This window comes from Achromobacter ruhlandii, assembly GCF_002082135.1.
GTDB lineage: Bacteria > Pseudomonadota > Gammaproteobacteria > Burkholderiales > Burkholderiaceae_B > Achromobacter > Achromobacter ruhlandii.
Map to the genome: position 1 here is coordinate 760110 of NZ_CP017433.1, position 15819 is coordinate 775928.

The following is a 15819-nucleotide window of genomic DNA, read 5'->3' on the forward strand; positions in this document are numbered from 1 at the left end:
AATCTATTCCTTTCGTTGGATGGCCTTCAGGCTCGCTTCGAGCAATTTCTTGTTAGTCTGCCTGATCGCTTTTCGTATGCGCAGCCAGGTCCCAATGACGTACGCGACGCCAAGAACAAGAGTCATTGCGGCGCTGATCTGGAGCGCCAACGCCAGCCTCATATCCTTTTCGTCGGAAGCCGTGATGCCGGCAGGCATATCCACAGTTTGAGAGAGGAGAAGGCCCATTACGAGGCTCGCTAGAAGGATGCAGCCGACGTGAAAGGTCTGCTCAGACAGCGTGCGCCTGTTCCTTTTATGTTCTTTGACGATCTCGTCGAGTTCTGACATGTAGGCTCCAAAGGTGATCCCGAAGTTTAGCCGCTAAACAAACGTTCACTTACAACCAGTCGCTTTTACTAATCTGGAGGGAGGCCCCGCGGGCTGTGCCCTAGCGCGATTCCATCCCCTTGCGAGGCTTGAAAGGCCCTTCGAGCAGTTCCCGAATCATCTGCTCCTGCTCGGCCACGCAGGGTTCCGCCACCAAGGTTTCCCACCATTCGTCATAGATGGGTGCCAGCACGCCGGAAGGACGCTTGAATTCGCCCGACAGCTGCTTCGTGCGCAGGACGAAGGACCGGTAGCGCTTGACCTCTAACAGTAGGGCGAGGACGTCCGCATCATTTATCTTGCCATCCGGGCCGCGATGGCGGTTCTGAATGGCGCGCAGCTGTGCGAGCGGAAGGGGCGGGTTGAACGGCATGATTGGAACAATACTGTATGAACATACAGTATAAACATGCCTAGAATTTGCGCCATATGCCCCCGATTTGGGAGCCGATGGGGGACAGAGCTATGGATGATTCCGAGTGGCGGCGCGCCGATGACTACTACTGGGCAGGTCCGCCTGGCTGGACTATCTGCCGGGTCTGGGTGGACGGACGGTATCAGCACGAGCTGTGGCACACGCGCGGAGAGGCGGGTAGGTTGATCGGGATGAGGGCGTCTTTTGAAGGTGCGCTGGCGCTGTACGAACACCAAGCCAAGGCCTGACCCAACGCGCCTTCAGACCGGATCGATAGCGTCCGGCAGTTGGTACTTAGAATTTCCAACTTCTTGCCGTACAGGGTGCCAGGTGAAGGCGTCCTCGGGCAGGCAGTCCTTCAACAGCGCACGCGCATCTGTAAATGGACAGGAAGGGTCAATCCATTGCCGAGCGACATCCGGCGGCAGCGCCACAGGCCGCCTGGCGTGGATGTCCACCATCCCCCCTTGGGTGTCGTTCGTCACGATAGCGAACCCATGCGCGGCATTGCGTTCAGCGCCCGGTTCCCACGCGGTGAGCGCCGCAAAGTAGAGCGGGCCTTCGCCATGTATGTAATACGGTTGTTTGCTGCCGTCCGGCTGCACGGGCCATTCATACCACCCATCGGCAGGCACCAAAATCCGACCGGCGCCGATCAGGAGCCGCCAGGGCCACCCGTTCTTCAAGATGGTCTCCAGCTTCGCGTTGCTCATGAAGTGCTTGGAGTCGGGGCGCTTATAGCCCCAGGGCAGGCGTGCCATCGCTTCCGTGCCCTCGGCCAGGCGATGCAAAGTGAGCGGGCGTGTGCCCGGGGGTATGTTGAATCGCGGCCCCGTTGGGTCCGCGAAGATCTGGCCCGGGTTGGTAAAGATCCGCTCAACGTAGTCCAGCGGGCCCGATTTCTGAACGATTCGACCGCACATTCCCAGCTCCTTCGAGTACCCAGATTGATTCTGCACTGTATATTGGCGCGGGAGGTTTCGGATGGTACCGAACCATCGCGGAGTTCAAGGTCGAACGCCGACTTCTTACAGGCCACTGATGAGCGTACTCGATTCTCAATTGGATGCTGTTTCCCGCAATCTTATTGAAGCGTTCCAACTCTGGTACAGCGAAGATGTGCCGGAATTGACCTGCCCCTTGCTCAGGTGGATGGATTTTAGGCTCCGCCGAATTGACCCACGACCACGGTGCACATTGCCTTCCAACGGGTTTTGGCGAAGATTTCCGGAGCACGTTCGTCCCGCTCTCAATCGCATCCTGGCGAAGGCGCGCAACGGCGATGATCTTAATTTCTTCCTTTCCAGAACCCTGACGCGCGATGATACGAGCGGGAAAAGGCGGGGAGTGCGTACCGATCAGTTATGGGCGGACTGGGGCATATCCCATGCTCACATACCGCAGAACGATCCTGAGCCAGCTGCGGAGTTTTGTGAACGAAGTGACTGGCTGCTGTTCTTTGCCGTGTGGAATGATGCCATTGGTCTGATCGATGTCCGCCCGCACGCGGACGTCGAGTGGGGCGACCCGTCGCTTTTGCAGCTGGCCATCCGGAGCTGGCCTGAACGGTACAAGCGAGCTTCCGCGCCGGGGATTTCTCCTTCGCGAGAAATTCCGTTCACGGCCGCCGACATTCAGCGTATGCGCAAGGGCGGCGTAGGGCACCTAATCGAGGTTGACGGAATGACGTATTTTCCGCCCGGGCTAGGACCAACGTCCGCCGGGACGGCCACAAATGTGACTCTGACCGCAGATCGTGTCCGCAGTTACGCCCGAGGCGTTGAGCTTCAATACCTTGATCCGAGAACAGGATTCATCGCGCGCGTCGCCGAACTTGGGGCTGATATTCCCCAGTTAGCGCTCGCAATGCGCCCGTCGCACCCATACGAACTGGGAGTAGCCTGTACGCGATCGCGAGCGTTTTCCACGCTACACGACTGGGGGGCCGGCACTCCGGCTGCAATGCTGATGGCTACTTTTTTGCCGGATTGGTCGCGCGCGCCTCTGGCTCGACACATGCAAAGGAGCTGCTCAGCTGAAGGGGATGATTCGGTGATATTGCTGCACACCAGTCCGGACTAGATCGCTCTCTCACTTTGAGCAGAACGCTAATGGCCGTCGTCAGGTCGGGTTGACCCTTCTTTACCTGGTCGAGAGCCTCTGCCCTCCTGGTGGCAGCGAAGCAAGAAAAACTTCGAATCGGAATTCATGCTGGTTCTCTCGTGTCAGGCCCGAAATCTTCCGGTGTTAGGCGCCTGAAACGCGCGCGGATAGTACATCGGGCAGCGTCCCTTCCGACCGTGATCCGGGACGGCCCGCGCCCTATGCAGCAATAGTGTCTCCCCGGTGATTCGCAGCGTCGGTCCCAGCGCTGGTGTCAGGCCTTGGGCGCATCTTTGCCCTGCGCGCGTCAGGCGCAAGGGGCTTTCGCGGCATATAGCCGCTCGCTGCGCTCGCTTTATATTCCACGTCCCCTTGCCCCCGGCGCTTGTTCCGCAGGGCGCCAGTGCTCCCGTCCCGCCACCCGGCCGGGCCCCACTTCTGAGGAGCACGACATGACCCAAACCACTCTTTCCGTCGCACGCCTGGTTCCCGATAGCGAACGCATGAACTTTCTCACCACGTCTTTTGGAAGCCGTCTGATGCTGCGCGGAGAAATCAGCGTCTACAACTGGCTGGATCGCCTGTCGCAGGAGTACTGCGGCGGCTACTGGCACTACTACGAAATCCCGAACGGTTTCTATATGGCGCCGGCCGACTACGGGACGCTTCACATCGTATGGCCGATGAACTGGTGCGACCGGACCATGTCGGCGGACGCCGCCGGCATCGTGGCAACGCTGTACGCCCTGTGCGAACTGTGCAGCCAGTACCGCAGCGACGACCTGGCCGAGAAGTACCACGCCCTGCGCGACTTCGCCGGCGAACACGCCGAGGCAAATGCCATCTTCGCCGCGATCGATTGACGCCATTCCGGCCCGCTTCGGCGGGCCTTTCTTCTTCTGAGCGCCATTAGGCCATCGTGGCTCAGCCCCTGCTAAGTGACGCTGCAGGGCAACGGCTGCGCTCTGAAGTTGGACCGTTGCAAGCCATACGGGGTGGCGGGTCTGCATTCCCGGTCAATGTGCCACGGCGTTCTCGCGTTCAAGTGCGGCGCGGCTCCGGCTGCGCCGGCGCCACTTGCGGCCGCTGGCCGTCTTCGACACTTGAGCGCTGCGCTGCGCCGTGCCTCTCAAGTTCCGGGCATTCCCGCCCTGGCAACCGGAGAGACCACATGGCCAAAACCTCAAATGCACAACAACGCCGATTCCTGAACAGCGCCGACGCCCATCAGAAGGAAATCGTCAGCCTCATTCGGCAGGTCGCGCGTACGCGCGGAATCGACCGCGTCTGGAGCGATTGGGTGGAGATCTGCGCGATCGCATTGGCCCGTGCAGACCTGGCGCAGCGCGAGGCGCGCGAACAGCGCTACCTGCAGGTGATCGCTCAGTACGAGCGAGCTGAGCTCGACCTGCTCATCCAAGCGTTCTCGCACCTGGTCATGGCATACGAGGTCCGGGTTCAGGCAGCAGACTTTGGCGACGTGCTGGGGAGCACGTTCATGATGCTGGACATGGGCAATGCCAGCGCCGGCCAGTTCTTCACGCCCTATGAGGTGTCGCGCCTGATGGGCAACATGATGATGGGCAATGGCCAGGATCTGGTCGACAAGACGAGCGCGCAGGGGTTCGTCCGCGTACTGGAGCCGGCGTGCGGCGCCGGCGGCATGTTGATCGCGGCGGCGCACGCGATGCACGATGCGCAGCTGAACTATCAGCAGTGCATGCACGCGACTGCAATCGACATCGATCAGCGGTGCGTCCATATGACATTCATTCAGCTGGCGCTCTTGCACGTGCCGGCCGTGGTGATTCATGGCAACGGCCTCACGGGCGAGTGCCGGGAGCAGTGGTTTACGCCCGCACATATCCTGGGCGGCTGGGGTGCGCGGCTTCGCCGTCGCGAAGCGGAGGAGGGCGCTCGGGTGCTACAGCAGGCGCCGGCGGCCACGGACGAGATCCACGTCGACCAGGTGGCGGCCGACAGTCCATCGGCCGAGATCGATGCGCCGCCGCAGGCCATTCCGAAGGCGATCCGCCAAGCTGCTGCCGCTGGCCAGATGTCGCTCTTCTAGCGAGGTTGCGATTGGCCCCTCTCGGGGCCTGGCGCGCTAGCCACGCGCCAACTGCGGACCATGTAGAGCCACAAGCACTGCACGGAGCATACAGTCGCATCCCACTCCCGCACGGACGCTAGGGCCGCTGCGCGCGGCTTTGTAGCCGCGGCCCCATCTTCAAGGGCTTTCGCGGCATAAACCGCTCACTGCGTTCACTATTTATTCCACGTCCCTTGACCGCGCTTTCGTGGGCTGCGCCCGCCTGCCCCGTGCAGTGCAATGCAGATCGGCTGACATTGCTGCACGCAAGGAGCCAACCATGAGTCGTGTTGTCCTGGGCGATTGCCTGTCCGTTCTTCCCACCTTGCCGAATCGCTGTGTTGACCTGGTGTTGACCGATCCGCCGTACCTCGTCAATTACGTGGACCGCTCCGGCCGGAGTATTGCCAACGACCGCACCGATGAATGGATGACGCCGGCGTTTTCGCAGATGTTCCGCGTGCTTCGCGATGATGCGTTCTGCATTTCGTTCTATGGCTGGAACCGCGTAGATCGGTTCTTCGCGGCCTGGCGCGCGGCGGGCTTTCGTGTGGTCGGCCACATCGTGTTCGCCAAGCAATATCAGTCGAATGCGCGATTCTTGGCGTACCAGCACGAGTCGGCCTATTTGCTGGCCAAGGGCCAGCCAGCCCTGCCGGCGACGCCTCTGCCCGACGTGCTGCCCTGGAAGTACACCGGGAATCGTCACCATCCGACCCAGAAGCCGGTTGAATGCCTGACGCCGCTGATCGAAACCTTCAGCCGCCCGCGCGACATTGTTCTAGACCCGTTCGCAGGCTCCGGCTCGACATGCGTAGCCGCCCGTCAGACCGGCCGACGTTTCTACGGAATCGAAATGGACCCGAAGTATCACGACGCCGCAGTGCAGCGTCTTGCGCTGGCCAACCAGGAAAGGATCGCAGCATGAGCCGGGCAGCCAGCGAAATGCAGAGCGGGCTTATCGCATATCTACAAGGCTACGGCCGCCACAACCGGGCCGGTTTGTCCGCGATCGCCGCATACGGCGCCTGGCCGGCGCTTGCGGCGCGAGAAACCGAACAACGCATGGCGCGATTCCTCGAACCCTTGCCGCCGGACGAGGTGCAAGCCATCGCCCAGTTGGAAATCAACCTCAACGAGCTGGCCAGCCAGGTGCTGGCCGAGCTGGACACGGAGTGAAGCATGGGAATGCCGCAACTATCCGAGGCCGCGGAACTGGCCATTGAGAACATCGCCATGGAGATTTTGGACATTGAGTGTCTGGAACTTCGGCGGGTCCGCTCGAAGGACTATCGCGAAATACCGGTTTGGGATCTATGGAGGGCATTGCAGGCGGCGTACTTGGCCGGCATGGTGGACCATCACCGAAACGGCTGAACGGCATAGCCAGGCCTAGCGGCCTGGCAATCTCGCACCAGCGACAGGACGGCGGGAAGAGGCTGGTGCAGGCCGCTACCTTCGCCGCTCCTGGTTCGTCCTCTTAGGCCTGTCAGCGGCGACATGGTTTTGTATCGCACGGCGGGCAGAGGCGTCGTCAGCAAACATCGTGTGGGGTCCACCAACGCACTCCTACGGTCCGCTGTCGGCGTACTGCACTTCCGCTATCACCCCTTTTCCATTCGGCGTTTGAATCGTCCTGTAGGCTACACGGACACCGTTGATGATCATGGTCCCATCCAACGTGACTCTCCCTGTTCAAAGAACTACCGGACGTAATACGCGCCAAAAATGTCGGTACGAAATTGGGATACAACTAGGAAAAACACCCATCCGGGCTGTTGGGCCTTGTGCTAGATTTCGCACCTACTCTGACCTAGCGACGCGTTGACGCGGACCCTGCGCCCAATGGACGAAAACAATAAAAAGAGCCCTCGGCGAAAAAAGCAGCCGACCGTGCTGCATTGCGCATTTTGCGATAAGTCTCAGGACGAAGTCCACAAGCTGATCGCGCGGGAAAACGGCCCTGGCGCCAGCGCGCTCACGATCTGCGACGAGTGTGTTGAATTGTGCAACGAGATCATCAACGAGCAAGGTTTGGTCGAGGCCGAAAACAGTCCCAAAGCACTGTACAAGTACATCGTTCGGCAAAATCAAATCATCGACGACGCACGAGATAGGGCAAATAAGGCCCTGGATTTGCTGAATATCTCGATGCCGCCCGGGTCCCAATCTCAGCACTGATTTTTTGATCACGGCTCCCTATTGGGCGTGCCCCTCCGGCTGCGCCTACGGGTCGGGCCATCGCGCTTCGCGTTGAGCCTGCCAAAGGGCCAGTCTCACCCCCTTGCGGGGCTTCAGTCATACCCTCCCTACGGTCGGCTCACGCCTTCGCGCCTGCCGGCGCTGCGCGCTGCCGCTTGCCAGCCGCCTTGCGGCCAGGTTGACCCGCGCTGCGCGCGGGTAGGGGCGCTCGGCGCGCGCCTGGCTTTGGTGTCGCCATCCTGTCTCTCGCAATGCATCCATTCCCGCGAGCCCTGTCCTAAAACGCCGACCGTACCACTGCGTTCCGCCCTCCAAGGGTCCGGTGCTCACCCGTTCGGTGCTCGCCTTCGGCTGCGCTCCGCATGCGGCCTCTGCTCCGGCCCTTTCCAGTCGTCACTACGTGGCCACGGACGGCACGGACAGGCCTCACAGGAACGGATGCGAATAACGCGGAGGGAAAGACCATGAACAACCAAATCCAACAAACCTACGCTCGGACGACTTCTTCAGGATCGGTCAGCGCTTCAAAAACGCTCTTGAATGTAAAGGACATGACCATGGCAAACACAGTTCAGACAATCGCAACGCCGAGGCCCGCAGTGGTGTTCCTTCGCGGCCTGGACGCCCGCGTCGCTCGCACCAAAGCAGCAGGGATGTTCGATGAAGACAGCCGTTTCTTGGAGCTTGATCACGCGCAAATCCTCGCTCACGTTCAAGGCCGGGAAGATTTCGCCCGTGGCCGTGACGCCGACGACGTACCGCCGTTGCTGGCCGATGTTGCCGAACTGGCAAGCGCATGGGTGGACGGCTGGAGTGAAGCAGAAGAGTCCGTAGCCATGGCCGCATGTTCGGGTTGCAACGACGGCTCCGGCAATCCTTGCCCGCATCACGGCTGAGAGGGGAACCCAGATGCTAATCAAGTACGTAACGGACCAGATGGAAGGCGAGCCGGACATTCTGGCCGCACTGCGCCACCAGCCTTTGCTCCTGCGCGGCCTGGATGGATCGACCCTGCACGTCCAGCAGGGACCGGCACACGGCTGGACACATGAGGGGCTTTGCGCTGTGCAACCTGTATCGGCCCTGATCGGCTGCGATGCGTTCCTGGGCACGTCCTGGGTCGGTTCAACCGAAGTCTAGTCAAACGAGGAAATCCGACATGTCTTGCGACGTCGTTCTGTACACCCACCTGGCTTGCGTCCAGTGCGAGCTTTCCAAAGATGACCTTGCCGCGCGCGGCATCGACTTCACCGAACGCAGCGCTGCCGGCTTTGCTCAAGCGCTCGCGGCAAAAGGCTATGACACCGCGCCGGTCTTGGCCGTCGCTGTCGAAAACGAGTTGGTCGCATGGCAAGGCCACAGGCCCGACATGATCGAACTACTCGCGGACCTATTCGATCTCGGGTCGGTTTCGGCCCGGGGCCTGCGCGATAGGGAATCGGCGGACGAAGCCGTGGTGACGCGCATCCAGGTCATGGAAGAAATCGGTAGGCATCAATTGGACGCTCAAGAGTTCTTTGCCGACTGCGGCAATCACCCGCTGTATCGCGGCCACGTGCTGCTGGAATGGCTTGGCTATTAAACGAAAAAGCCCCTGATCGGCGGCAACCGACAGGGGCTTGCACCTCGACCCACCCTTCGAAGGAGAACCGTGATGAACCACGACTTTATCAGATTGGCGAACGACATGCGCCGTGCCCATGTACTGGGCCTTTCCTATCGCCTTCCGGCGATGACGGTGCGCGACCTTGCCGCGCTCATCGCCGCAATGCAGGACGCACCGATCCCTGCACAACTGCACTAATTCAGATAAATCGAAGCAAGAACACACACCATGAAGATCGACTCCAAAGAACTCGCCGCCATCCACGCCGCAAGCACCCGCACGGAGATCCCGCATTCACAACTGCGCCTGAGCGAAAGCTATCAGGCTCGTCGTCCGCTGGATTCGAAGAAAGATCCTGAGCTTTTGGAACTGAAGGCCACGATCAAGGCGATGGGCGGACTATTGCAAAACCTCGTGGTCGTTGCGTGCGCCGATGGCTTCTACGAAGTCTGCGCGGGCGGTCGGCGCTGGGCAGCGCTGGGGCTGTTGATAGAAGATGCCGAACTCGCGGCGGACTACAGGGTCTCGTGCCTCGTGATTCCCGCCGAGTACGCCCATCACGCCAGCCTGATCGAAAACATCGCCCGCAAGGCCATGCACCCCGCCGATATGTATGAATCATATGCCCGGCTGCGTGCAGAGAAAAACTGGACCATCGACGCCATCGCGGCCGCGCACGGCGCAACGGAGTCCGCCGTAAAAAAGCTGCTGGCTCTCGGCGCTGTTTCGCCCAAGCTCATGCAGCTATTCCGCGACGGCAAGATTGAAGTTGCCGACATGCAGGCGTTGGCGTCCGTTTCGGACCACGCCCGCCAGGAAGCGGCATGGAAGGCGGCGCAGTCGGAACACTGGAATCGCGACGTTCATATCCGCAACCTCCTGGCGGAAGCGGAAATGCTGGGCGACTCGGCCGTCGCCCGCTACGTGACAGTTGCAGCGTATGAGAAGGCGGGCGGAGAAGTGCGCCGCGACCTGTTCGAGAACGACACCTATCTGGCTGATCCGGATATGGCGCGAACGATGGCCCTGGCGAAGATGCAACGGTCCAAGCTGTTCAAGGCGGTGCAGGCAGAAGGCTGGTTGTGGGTGGAATGCCGCGTGTCTTTTGAGTACGCCGACAAAAGGCCCTTTGGCGAGATTCAGCGCGTCCACCAGGAGCCGAGCAAGGCCCAGGCCAAGCAGATCGACGGACTGCAAAAGAAGATCGAGGCGGCGCGGACAAAGCTTGCGGAATTGCAAGAGTCCGAAGGCCACGACGCGGCCGACCTGGACAAGGTTCGCGGCGTGATTCGCGGCTATGAAGGGCAGATTCGTAAAATCCGGGCCGAGCTTTACGACTACCCGACCGACCTGAAAGCCCTGTGCGGCGCGATTGTGCACCTGGACTATCAAGGCGACTTGACCGTCACTCGGGGCCTGATCCGCCAGGACGAGCGCGACGCCGTGGCAAAAGCCACGCGAAGCAACGATGCAGATGGTCAGAAAACGGCGGGCGTAGACTTGCCCCCCGTCAAGACGCGGCCCCTCCATTCTGAGGCGCTGACCAACCGGCTCCAGGCGCAACGCGTCATTGCGCTTCAGGCTGAAATTATGGCCCGCCCGACGCTCGCGCTTTGCCTGCTTATCGAGCAGATGCTGGGCGACTTCGATTGGAATCGGCGCGGCAGCGCCGGAGACACGTTCGATTTTTCGTTGCGATCAGCCCACCACGAGTTGGCGAACACGGACGCTGGCATCAAGGAGAGCCCGGCCTGGGCAGCGGTGCACGCGCACATTGAAGCCGTCACGAAGCAAATTCCCGATGACGGCGTGGCGGTGCTGCCCTGGTTGCTGGAGCGGCCGCACGCGGACCTGATCGAGCTGCTGGCCGTGCTGACGGGCGCTTCGATCTACCGCCGCAAAAGCAATTCCTACGGTGAAGAGCCCCGGCACCTTGATCGCTTGGGCGAACTGGTCGGGGTGGACATGAGCAAATGGTGGAAGCCCACGGCGCAGTCCTACCTCGCCCACGTGTCCAAGGACCGAATCGCGGATGTCGTTACCGATGCGGTCGGTGCCGAGCAGGCCAAACCGCTGCTGGCGATGAAGAAGGCCCAGGCCGCCGCCGCAGCCGAGCAACTGCTGGACGGCAGGGGCTGGGTGCCGGAACTGATGCGGGGCCAGCCTCTACTGACCAAATCCGAGCCGGAAAGTAAGGACGAAGCGGTGGAGTAAAAGCGCGGAGCCAGCCGGGGAATCCCTGGCTGGCGGCCCACTAAAACATCTTGCCGCACCAATAAAATGCTAGTACAATTAATTCATGCTAACCGTTATCGAAACTGATGAATTCAGCACCTGGGCCGCGAAGGTGTGGAGCGACTCCGAACGGGAGGCATTCATAGACTGGATCGCGGCGAACCCGGAAGCAGGGGATGTTATCCCTGGCTCGGCCGGATGCAGAAAGGTGCGCTGGTCCCGCGCCGGTATGGGAAAGCGGGGCGGGGCCCGTGTGATCTATTACCTTCGGTTGGCCAGCGGCGAGGTTGTGCTGTTGATCGTATACGCCAAAGCCAAGTTCGATAACCTGCCGGCGTCGTTTCTCGCCAAACTCAAGGAGTGCTTTGATGCCTAAGAAACCAGATGCTGAGATGGCTGAGTTTGAAGCTGCACTGTTGCGCAGCGCCAAACAGGCTGTTGACGGTCAATATGCCCGAGTGCATACGCCCGATGAGATCGTGCGGCGGCGTGGTCGGCCCGTCGGTAGTACCGCCGCTGTGCGTAAATCCGCTACTACCATCCGCCTGGATGAAGAGGTTTTGGCTGCTTTCAAGGCAACCGGACAGGGGTGGCAGACCCGTATGAACAATGCGTTGAAGGACTGGCTGAAGACTCACCAGATGACCTGACCGCCTTCCACGTGTCCCTGCGCAGAAAAACCTGCGCCAAAGCAAAAGGCCGCCCTCGGGCGGCCTTTTGCTTTGGTTGCGGCGTCGGATTTCGGGTGGGGCGGCTGTTCCCACCGGCTGCGCCGGCGGGGCCGTCCTGCGGACTTCGTGAGCGTCCCCCGGACGCTCACAGGTGCCCTTAAGGCCCCTGCCGCCAGGGCGGCGGCGGGTCCCTTAAAGCCACCACACAGGACGCACCCTCCGGGTACGGTCATCTCTTTGATTTTTTTGGGTTTTCCTTGCGGCGGGCAGTTCTCTATTGTCTGACAGCGAAAAGCGTCCCAAAACGTAAACGCGCGCAAACGTTGGTTTGCGCTGGCATCCTCACTGTATACAAACGTCCGATTTTGCGGACTCTCGCTCTGCAACTGCCCCGCTTGTGACGCCGCGTCTACACGTTGTGACGCCATGTCTACGCGTTGTGACGCCTCGTCTACATGTTGTGACGCCATGTCTACACGTTGTCTTCGCAACGTGACAGCTTGTCGACAAGAATATGAGCTGCGCTCGTACTTGGACCCTAGTCGCACCAGGACACGTGACATTTCGGGCTGCCGTCCGGTCGGGCCAGATGTGTAGCCGCGATTTCTTAACCGCGTTGGTAGCGGTGCTCCACCCTAGGTAAGAAGTCTCTCCGCCGGGCCATGCCCCGAACTCAACCACAAGAGGCGAGGCGCAAATCTTGCGGTCAGCAGTTGGCTAATTGGTCGGAGCTCCAACCAAACTTAAGCACGCTGGCATTGAAGCGACGCCTTGGCGTCACGTCTCGTCAAGAACGAGTGTCTTATCCTGGCCGCGGACCGCCCTTGATGATCGGCCAATGGCGACCCGTTGCTGCCGGTCATCAGCGGCCGCTTCGGCGGGCACTTAGTGCTCCACTTGAGCAAGCCAAACAGTGTGCCCACCGCAATCCGGGTCTTCGACGATATGCTCCACAACCAGAAACCCATTTGCTTTCAGAAGCGCTCTATACTCTTCGGGAGCCAGACTAGCGTGATAGAGAGGTTCACCACGGTACGAGCCAATGGCTACACCGTGCGAAGGCCCAGTGGTAAACATCAGCGCAGCGCGCGGTGACGCGTGTCGCTTAAAGATTGGAAACATTCGGCGCTGATCGTCGTGGCTGAGATGAAACAAGCTGTCCCAGGCGAGCAGGCCATCGAATATCCGATCTAGCGCAAGGCCACGCATATCCGCTACACGCCAAGACCGTTGCGGAAGCCGCTCACGGCAGAGAGCTATCAACGTTGGCGAGCTGTCGATACCATCCACCGCAAAGCCTTGATTGACGAGATACTCCGCCATCGGCGTGCCTGAACCGCAACCAATGTCGAGTACCGCTGATCCTGGTTTCAATAGCGCACAGAATCTGTCGAGCCAAGCAGCTTCGTCGCCGTTGCCGTGCCGACGATCCGCGACGTAGTCATGCGCATGCCGGTCATACAGATCGATGATCTTGTCCGCGTCAGATTTCATGCGATCCGACTCCTGGGGATTAATGTCGTGAACGGGCCCAAAACCATCATTCTATGCGCTGCCATCTGGGGCGCCCCTGCAGCTTAAGTTGCACCGTGAATGGCAGCTTCCGCTCGCGCATTTCTTGTTGGCGAATGTCTCAAACTGGCCGATAACCGTCCTTGACGATAGACCGCTCCCGACCCAAAGCGGAAGCTTCAAAGTGCGCTCACCAACGGCTGCTGTGCGGCGAGTGCCGCCCGATCGCGCCTCATTGCCTCTTCAACGGCGGATTGCGGCCGGAGATGGAAGTTCCATACGGGGGCAGGAAACAAAGCGTCGCCCAAGTTCAATGACTTTGCGGTAGAGAATGCCAAGTTCAACGGCTCGCGTATGCTGAGAGGCGTCGCTAATTGACCGAATACCTTGGCACAACCGATACACAGGAGTGCTCATTTGAAAGCGTCCTTGTTTGCCCGAAAGTAAGCCCAAAGGTCCTCCATATCCACCATCTCGAAGACGAACCATCCCGCAGTAAATAGCTGCTGTTGCCTCTTGGATGCGCTGGCGATCATTCCCGTATCGTCGGTGACTTTGGCAGCAGCGAGTTCATTGCCAGCTTCGGCTGATAAGGTTTGCAGCGTGCCTTGAAGCGCCAAAATGGCGCCTCTAAATAGGTCTCGATAGGAAGGATTGCCTACATATCTGTTCAGGCAGTCTTGCAATCGCTCGACACAGTCCGGATAGTCCTTGAGCATGTCGCATAAGGATTGAGGGACAGAGGGAGGAGGGAGAGAGGGCAAGGAATACTCCATTTCAAGTGTTCCGTAGACGTCCGATGCTTCGATCATTGTGCCTCACTCAATGCCGCAATTTTCGCTGCGTGTCGGTCCTAACACGCTGTGTATGAATGGCCGCTTCTGGCCGCAAGCTGACTATCGCGGACGTCGGCTTCCGACCCGTTGCAGCCCTTTGGGTCGGCGCCGTCTAACGGCAGCTTTCAAGGGGTTAGTGGTCAGTCCCAGCGGAGTGGCTGCTTGGACATGTCATTGCGCATCCCCTCGAAAGGTGAATGATCTTGGAGAACAAGTGCAGACTGAAAACGAGGCGAAGCGGCACCGCGACGGTCGGAAGGCGACGTCCGGCTCGCTTCCTCAGGCCGCGTCAGGGTGAGGACGGTGCGACACTGAGCAGGTGCGCCCTCATGTCGGAGGAGGTGCTCGGCGGGGAACCGAGGCGCACGGTCAAACGGGGTAACGTTCGCATTGTGTTTCCGATGTTCGGGTATGTGGTCCCTGTGGGACCAGGCTCCACCCAAAAAGCGGACGGCGCTCCTGGGTATTGACCTGCGGAAAGGCCGGCCTCTGCAGCGCTGAAGCGGCGGCTCGCTCGGGGCCGGCCGCCGCGGTCGGGGCTGCAGTCAGCTCTGCTCCCCGTCGCGCATCTCGTGCAGCCTGTAGCGCATTTCGCAGTCGAGATAGTCTTCGGTGTGGATCAGCACTTGATCGGACGCCAGAAGCACCACGCCGTATTGCGGCTGCTCATGTACACCCATGATCTGGCTCTCGTCGCCGTGCAGATCGAGCGCGACCTGATGGTTAGTGCCACGCAGCGTCGAGTAGCCGATGCCTCGAAAGACACCGCAGATCGGGCGGTGGATGTGGCCGAAAAACACCTGCTGGATACGTGCTTCGAAGCCGGCGATGGCGGCCATGAACGGCCCGGTGTCACGCAGCGAGAGGAAGTCCATGCTGCGGATGCCGATCGGGAAGAATGGATGGTGCATGAACAGCAGCACCGGCTTGGCCGTCCCCTCCAGTTGCTCGCGCAACCAGGCTGCGCGACGCTCGCAGAAAACGCCCCAGTGCACGCCCGGCTCGTTGGTGTCGAGGAACACCGCCAGGTGATCGCCGAAGTCCACCGCATACTGCACAAAACCCTCGGGGTCGCGCCCGACGTGCGGGAAGTACTTCTGGAAGATCTGGCGATGATCATGGTTGCCCAGGATCGGGAACACCGGCATGGTGAGCGGCGCCAGGCATTCGCGCAAGTGTTCATACGCGCCGGTGTGGCCGTAATGGGTCAGGTCGCCGGTGATGGTCACGGCCTGGGCGTCGGGCTGGTGAGCCAGAATGTGAGCTACCGCCTGCTGCAGCCGCTGCTTGGGATTGGTGCCATACAGATCGCCAGCGTCGGCGATCAGGTGGGTGTCGGTGAGATGGATGAATTTCATCGCGGCGCTCAGTTCAGCAGCTTCTGCACATCGCGCGTCATGGCGTCCAGCGCGGCGTCGGGCTTGGTGGACTTGTCGAACACGGTCTGCAGATGATCATTGATCACGTCAGTGATCTTCAGGCCGTTTTCGCCCGGGAACGCATACCAGCCGGTCAGCCACGGCAGCTGGCGAACGGCAGTGTATTGGTTCGGATTGGCGTCGTAATAGCCCTTGAGCTTGGCGGGGTCGTCAATCGGCAGGGTGTTGGCGGGGAAATAGCCGGTGCCCTTGGTCATGATGGTGGCCCCTTCGGGGCCGGTGGCGAACTTGATGTATTCCCAGGCAGCCTTCTGGTGCGCCGGGTCTTTAGCAAACATCATGGCCACGTTGCCACCGGCCGGCACGCGAGCGTTATCCCCATAGGTCGGGAAGAACCCC

Annotated in this window: 21 protein-coding genes; 14 read left to right on the plus strand and 7 right to left on the minus strand. The window is 60.5% G+C overall.

From position 1 onward, the window contains the following. Nucleotides 1–3 precede the first annotated feature (3 nt). The 3 genes from AruCF_RS03495 to AruCF_RS03510 form a co-directional block, all read right to left on the minus strand. A complete protein-coding gene (locus AruCF_RS03495) occupies nt 4–330 on the minus strand; it encodes a LapA family protein (protein ID WP_083036526.1) in 327 nt (108 codons plus the stop codon). A gap of 100 nt (nt 331–430) precedes the next feature. Further along, a complete protein-coding gene (locus AruCF_RS03500; protein WP_083036528.1) occupies nt 431–742 on the minus strand; it encodes a hypothetical protein in 312 nt (103 codons plus the stop codon). A 302-nt stretch (nt 743–1044) separates the two neighbouring features. After that, a complete protein-coding gene (locus AruCF_RS03510; protein ID WP_083036529.1) occupies nt 1045–1707 on the minus strand; it encodes an SOS response-associated peptidase in 663 nt (220 codons plus the stop codon). Between the two features lie 118 nt (nt 1708–1825). Between AruCF_RS03510 and AruCF_RS29010 the strand changes: the two genes are divergently transcribed. The 14 genes from AruCF_RS29010 to AruCF_RS03565 all read left to right on the plus strand — a co-directional run bounded on the left by AruCF_RS29010 (nt 1826) and on the right by AruCF_RS03565 (nt 11672). Continuing rightward, nucleotides 1826–2866, plus strand: a complete 1041-nt coding sequence (locus AruCF_RS29010) for a hypothetical protein (protein ID WP_157130030.1) — start codon at nt 1826–1828, stop codon at nt 2864–2866. A 473-nt stretch (nt 2867–3339) separates the two neighbouring features. After that, on the plus strand, nt 3340–3750 hold the full coding sequence (locus AruCF_RS03515; protein ID WP_083036531.1) for an antirestriction protein: 411 nt from the start codon (nt 3340–3342) through the stop codon (nt 3748–3750). 308 nt (nt 3751–4058) lie between these two features. Further along, nucleotides 4059–4958, plus strand: coding sequence for an N-6 DNA methylase (locus AruCF_RS03520; protein WP_083036533.1), 900 nt, complete (start codon nt 4059–4061; stop codon nt 4956–4958). 301 nt (nt 4959–5259) lie between these two features. Then, complete coding sequence (locus AruCF_RS03525) at nt 5260–5907, plus strand: DNA methyltransferase (RefSeq protein WP_083036534.1); 648 nt, start codon at nt 5260–5262, stop codon at nt 5905–5907. After that, nucleotides 5904–6158, plus strand: a complete 255-nt coding sequence (locus AruCF_RS03530) for a hypothetical protein (RefSeq protein ID WP_083036536.1) — start codon at nt 5904–5906, stop codon at nt 6156–6158. Before AruCF_RS03525 ends, AruCF_RS03530 begins: the two co-directional genes overlap by 4 nt. A 3-nt stretch (nt 6159–6161) precedes the next feature. Beyond that, nucleotides 6162–6356, plus strand: a complete 195-nt coding sequence (locus AruCF_RS03535) for a DUF6900 domain-containing protein (protein WP_046804271.1) — start codon at nt 6162–6164, stop codon at nt 6354–6356. 468 nt (nt 6357–6824) lie between these two features. Then, nucleotides 6825–7160 carry a ClpX C4-type zinc finger protein gene (locus AruCF_RS30235; RefSeq protein WP_083036538.1) on the plus strand — a complete coding sequence of 112 codons (336 nt, stop codon included), beginning with the start codon at nt 6825–6827 and terminating at the stop codon, nt 7158–7160. 485 nt (nt 7161–7645) lie between these two features. Then, nucleotides 7646–8077, plus strand: coding sequence for a hypothetical protein (locus AruCF_RS29015; RefSeq protein WP_157130031.1), 432 nt, complete (start codon nt 7646–7648; stop codon nt 8075–8077). 13 nt (nt 8078–8090) lie between these two features. After that, nucleotides 8091–8321, plus strand: coding sequence for a hypothetical protein (locus AruCF_RS03545; RefSeq protein WP_083036539.1), 231 nt, complete (start codon nt 8091–8093; stop codon nt 8319–8321). Nucleotides 8322–8340: 19 nt separating this feature from the next. Next, the gene (locus AruCF_RS03550) at nt 8341–8763 is read left to right on the plus strand and encodes a thioredoxin domain-containing protein (RefSeq protein ID WP_083036541.1); all 423 of its coding nucleotides are present in this window, start codon (nt 8341–8343) and stop codon (nt 8761–8763) included. 72 nt (nt 8764–8835) lie between these two features. Continuing rightward, nucleotides 8836–8985, plus strand: a complete 150-nt coding sequence (locus tag AruCF_RS29415; RefSeq protein ID WP_167385869.1) for a hypothetical protein — start codon at nt 8836–8838, stop codon at nt 8983–8985. 30 nt (nt 8986–9015) lie between these two features. Then, on the plus strand, nt 9016–11001 hold the full coding sequence (locus AruCF_RS03555; protein WP_083036542.1) for a ParB/RepB/Spo0J family partition protein: 1986 nt from the start codon (nt 9016–9018) through the stop codon (nt 10999–11001). 85 nt (nt 11002–11086) lie between these two features. After that, a complete protein-coding gene (locus AruCF_RS03560; RefSeq protein ID WP_083036544.1) occupies nt 11087–11398 on the plus strand; it encodes a transcriptional regulator in 312 nt (103 codons plus the stop codon). Then, the gene (locus AruCF_RS03565) at nt 11391–11672 is read left to right on the plus strand and encodes a BrnA antitoxin family protein (protein ID WP_056560122.1); all 282 of its coding nucleotides are present in this window, start codon (nt 11391–11393) and stop codon (nt 11670–11672) included. The genes AruCF_RS03560 and AruCF_RS03565 overlap by 8 nt, the downstream gene beginning before the upstream one ends. 906 nt (nt 11673–12578) lie before the next feature. Here AruCF_RS03565 and AruCF_RS03570 read toward each other — a convergent pair. The 4 genes from AruCF_RS03570 to AruCF_RS03580 all read right to left on the minus strand — a co-directional run. Then, nucleotides 12579–13187, minus strand: a complete 609-nt coding sequence (locus tag AruCF_RS03570) for a class I SAM-dependent DNA methyltransferase (RefSeq protein ID WP_083036546.1) — start codon at nt 13185–13187, stop codon at nt 12579–12581. A 431-nt stretch (nt 13188–13618) separates the two neighbouring features. After that, a complete protein-coding gene (locus AruCF_RS29020; protein ID WP_157130032.1) occupies nt 13619–14017 on the minus strand; it encodes a hypothetical protein in 399 nt (132 codons plus the stop codon). Nucleotides 14018–14586: 569 nt separating this feature from the next. Continuing rightward, a complete protein-coding gene (locus AruCF_RS03575; protein WP_083036547.1) occupies nt 14587–15399 on the minus strand; it encodes a phosphodiesterase in 813 nt (270 codons plus the stop codon). An 8-nt stretch (nt 15400–15407) separates the two neighbouring features. Continuing rightward, the coding region (locus tag AruCF_RS03580; protein WP_157130067.1) for an extracellular solute-binding protein at nt 15408–15819 on the minus strand (412 nt) is incomplete at its 5' end.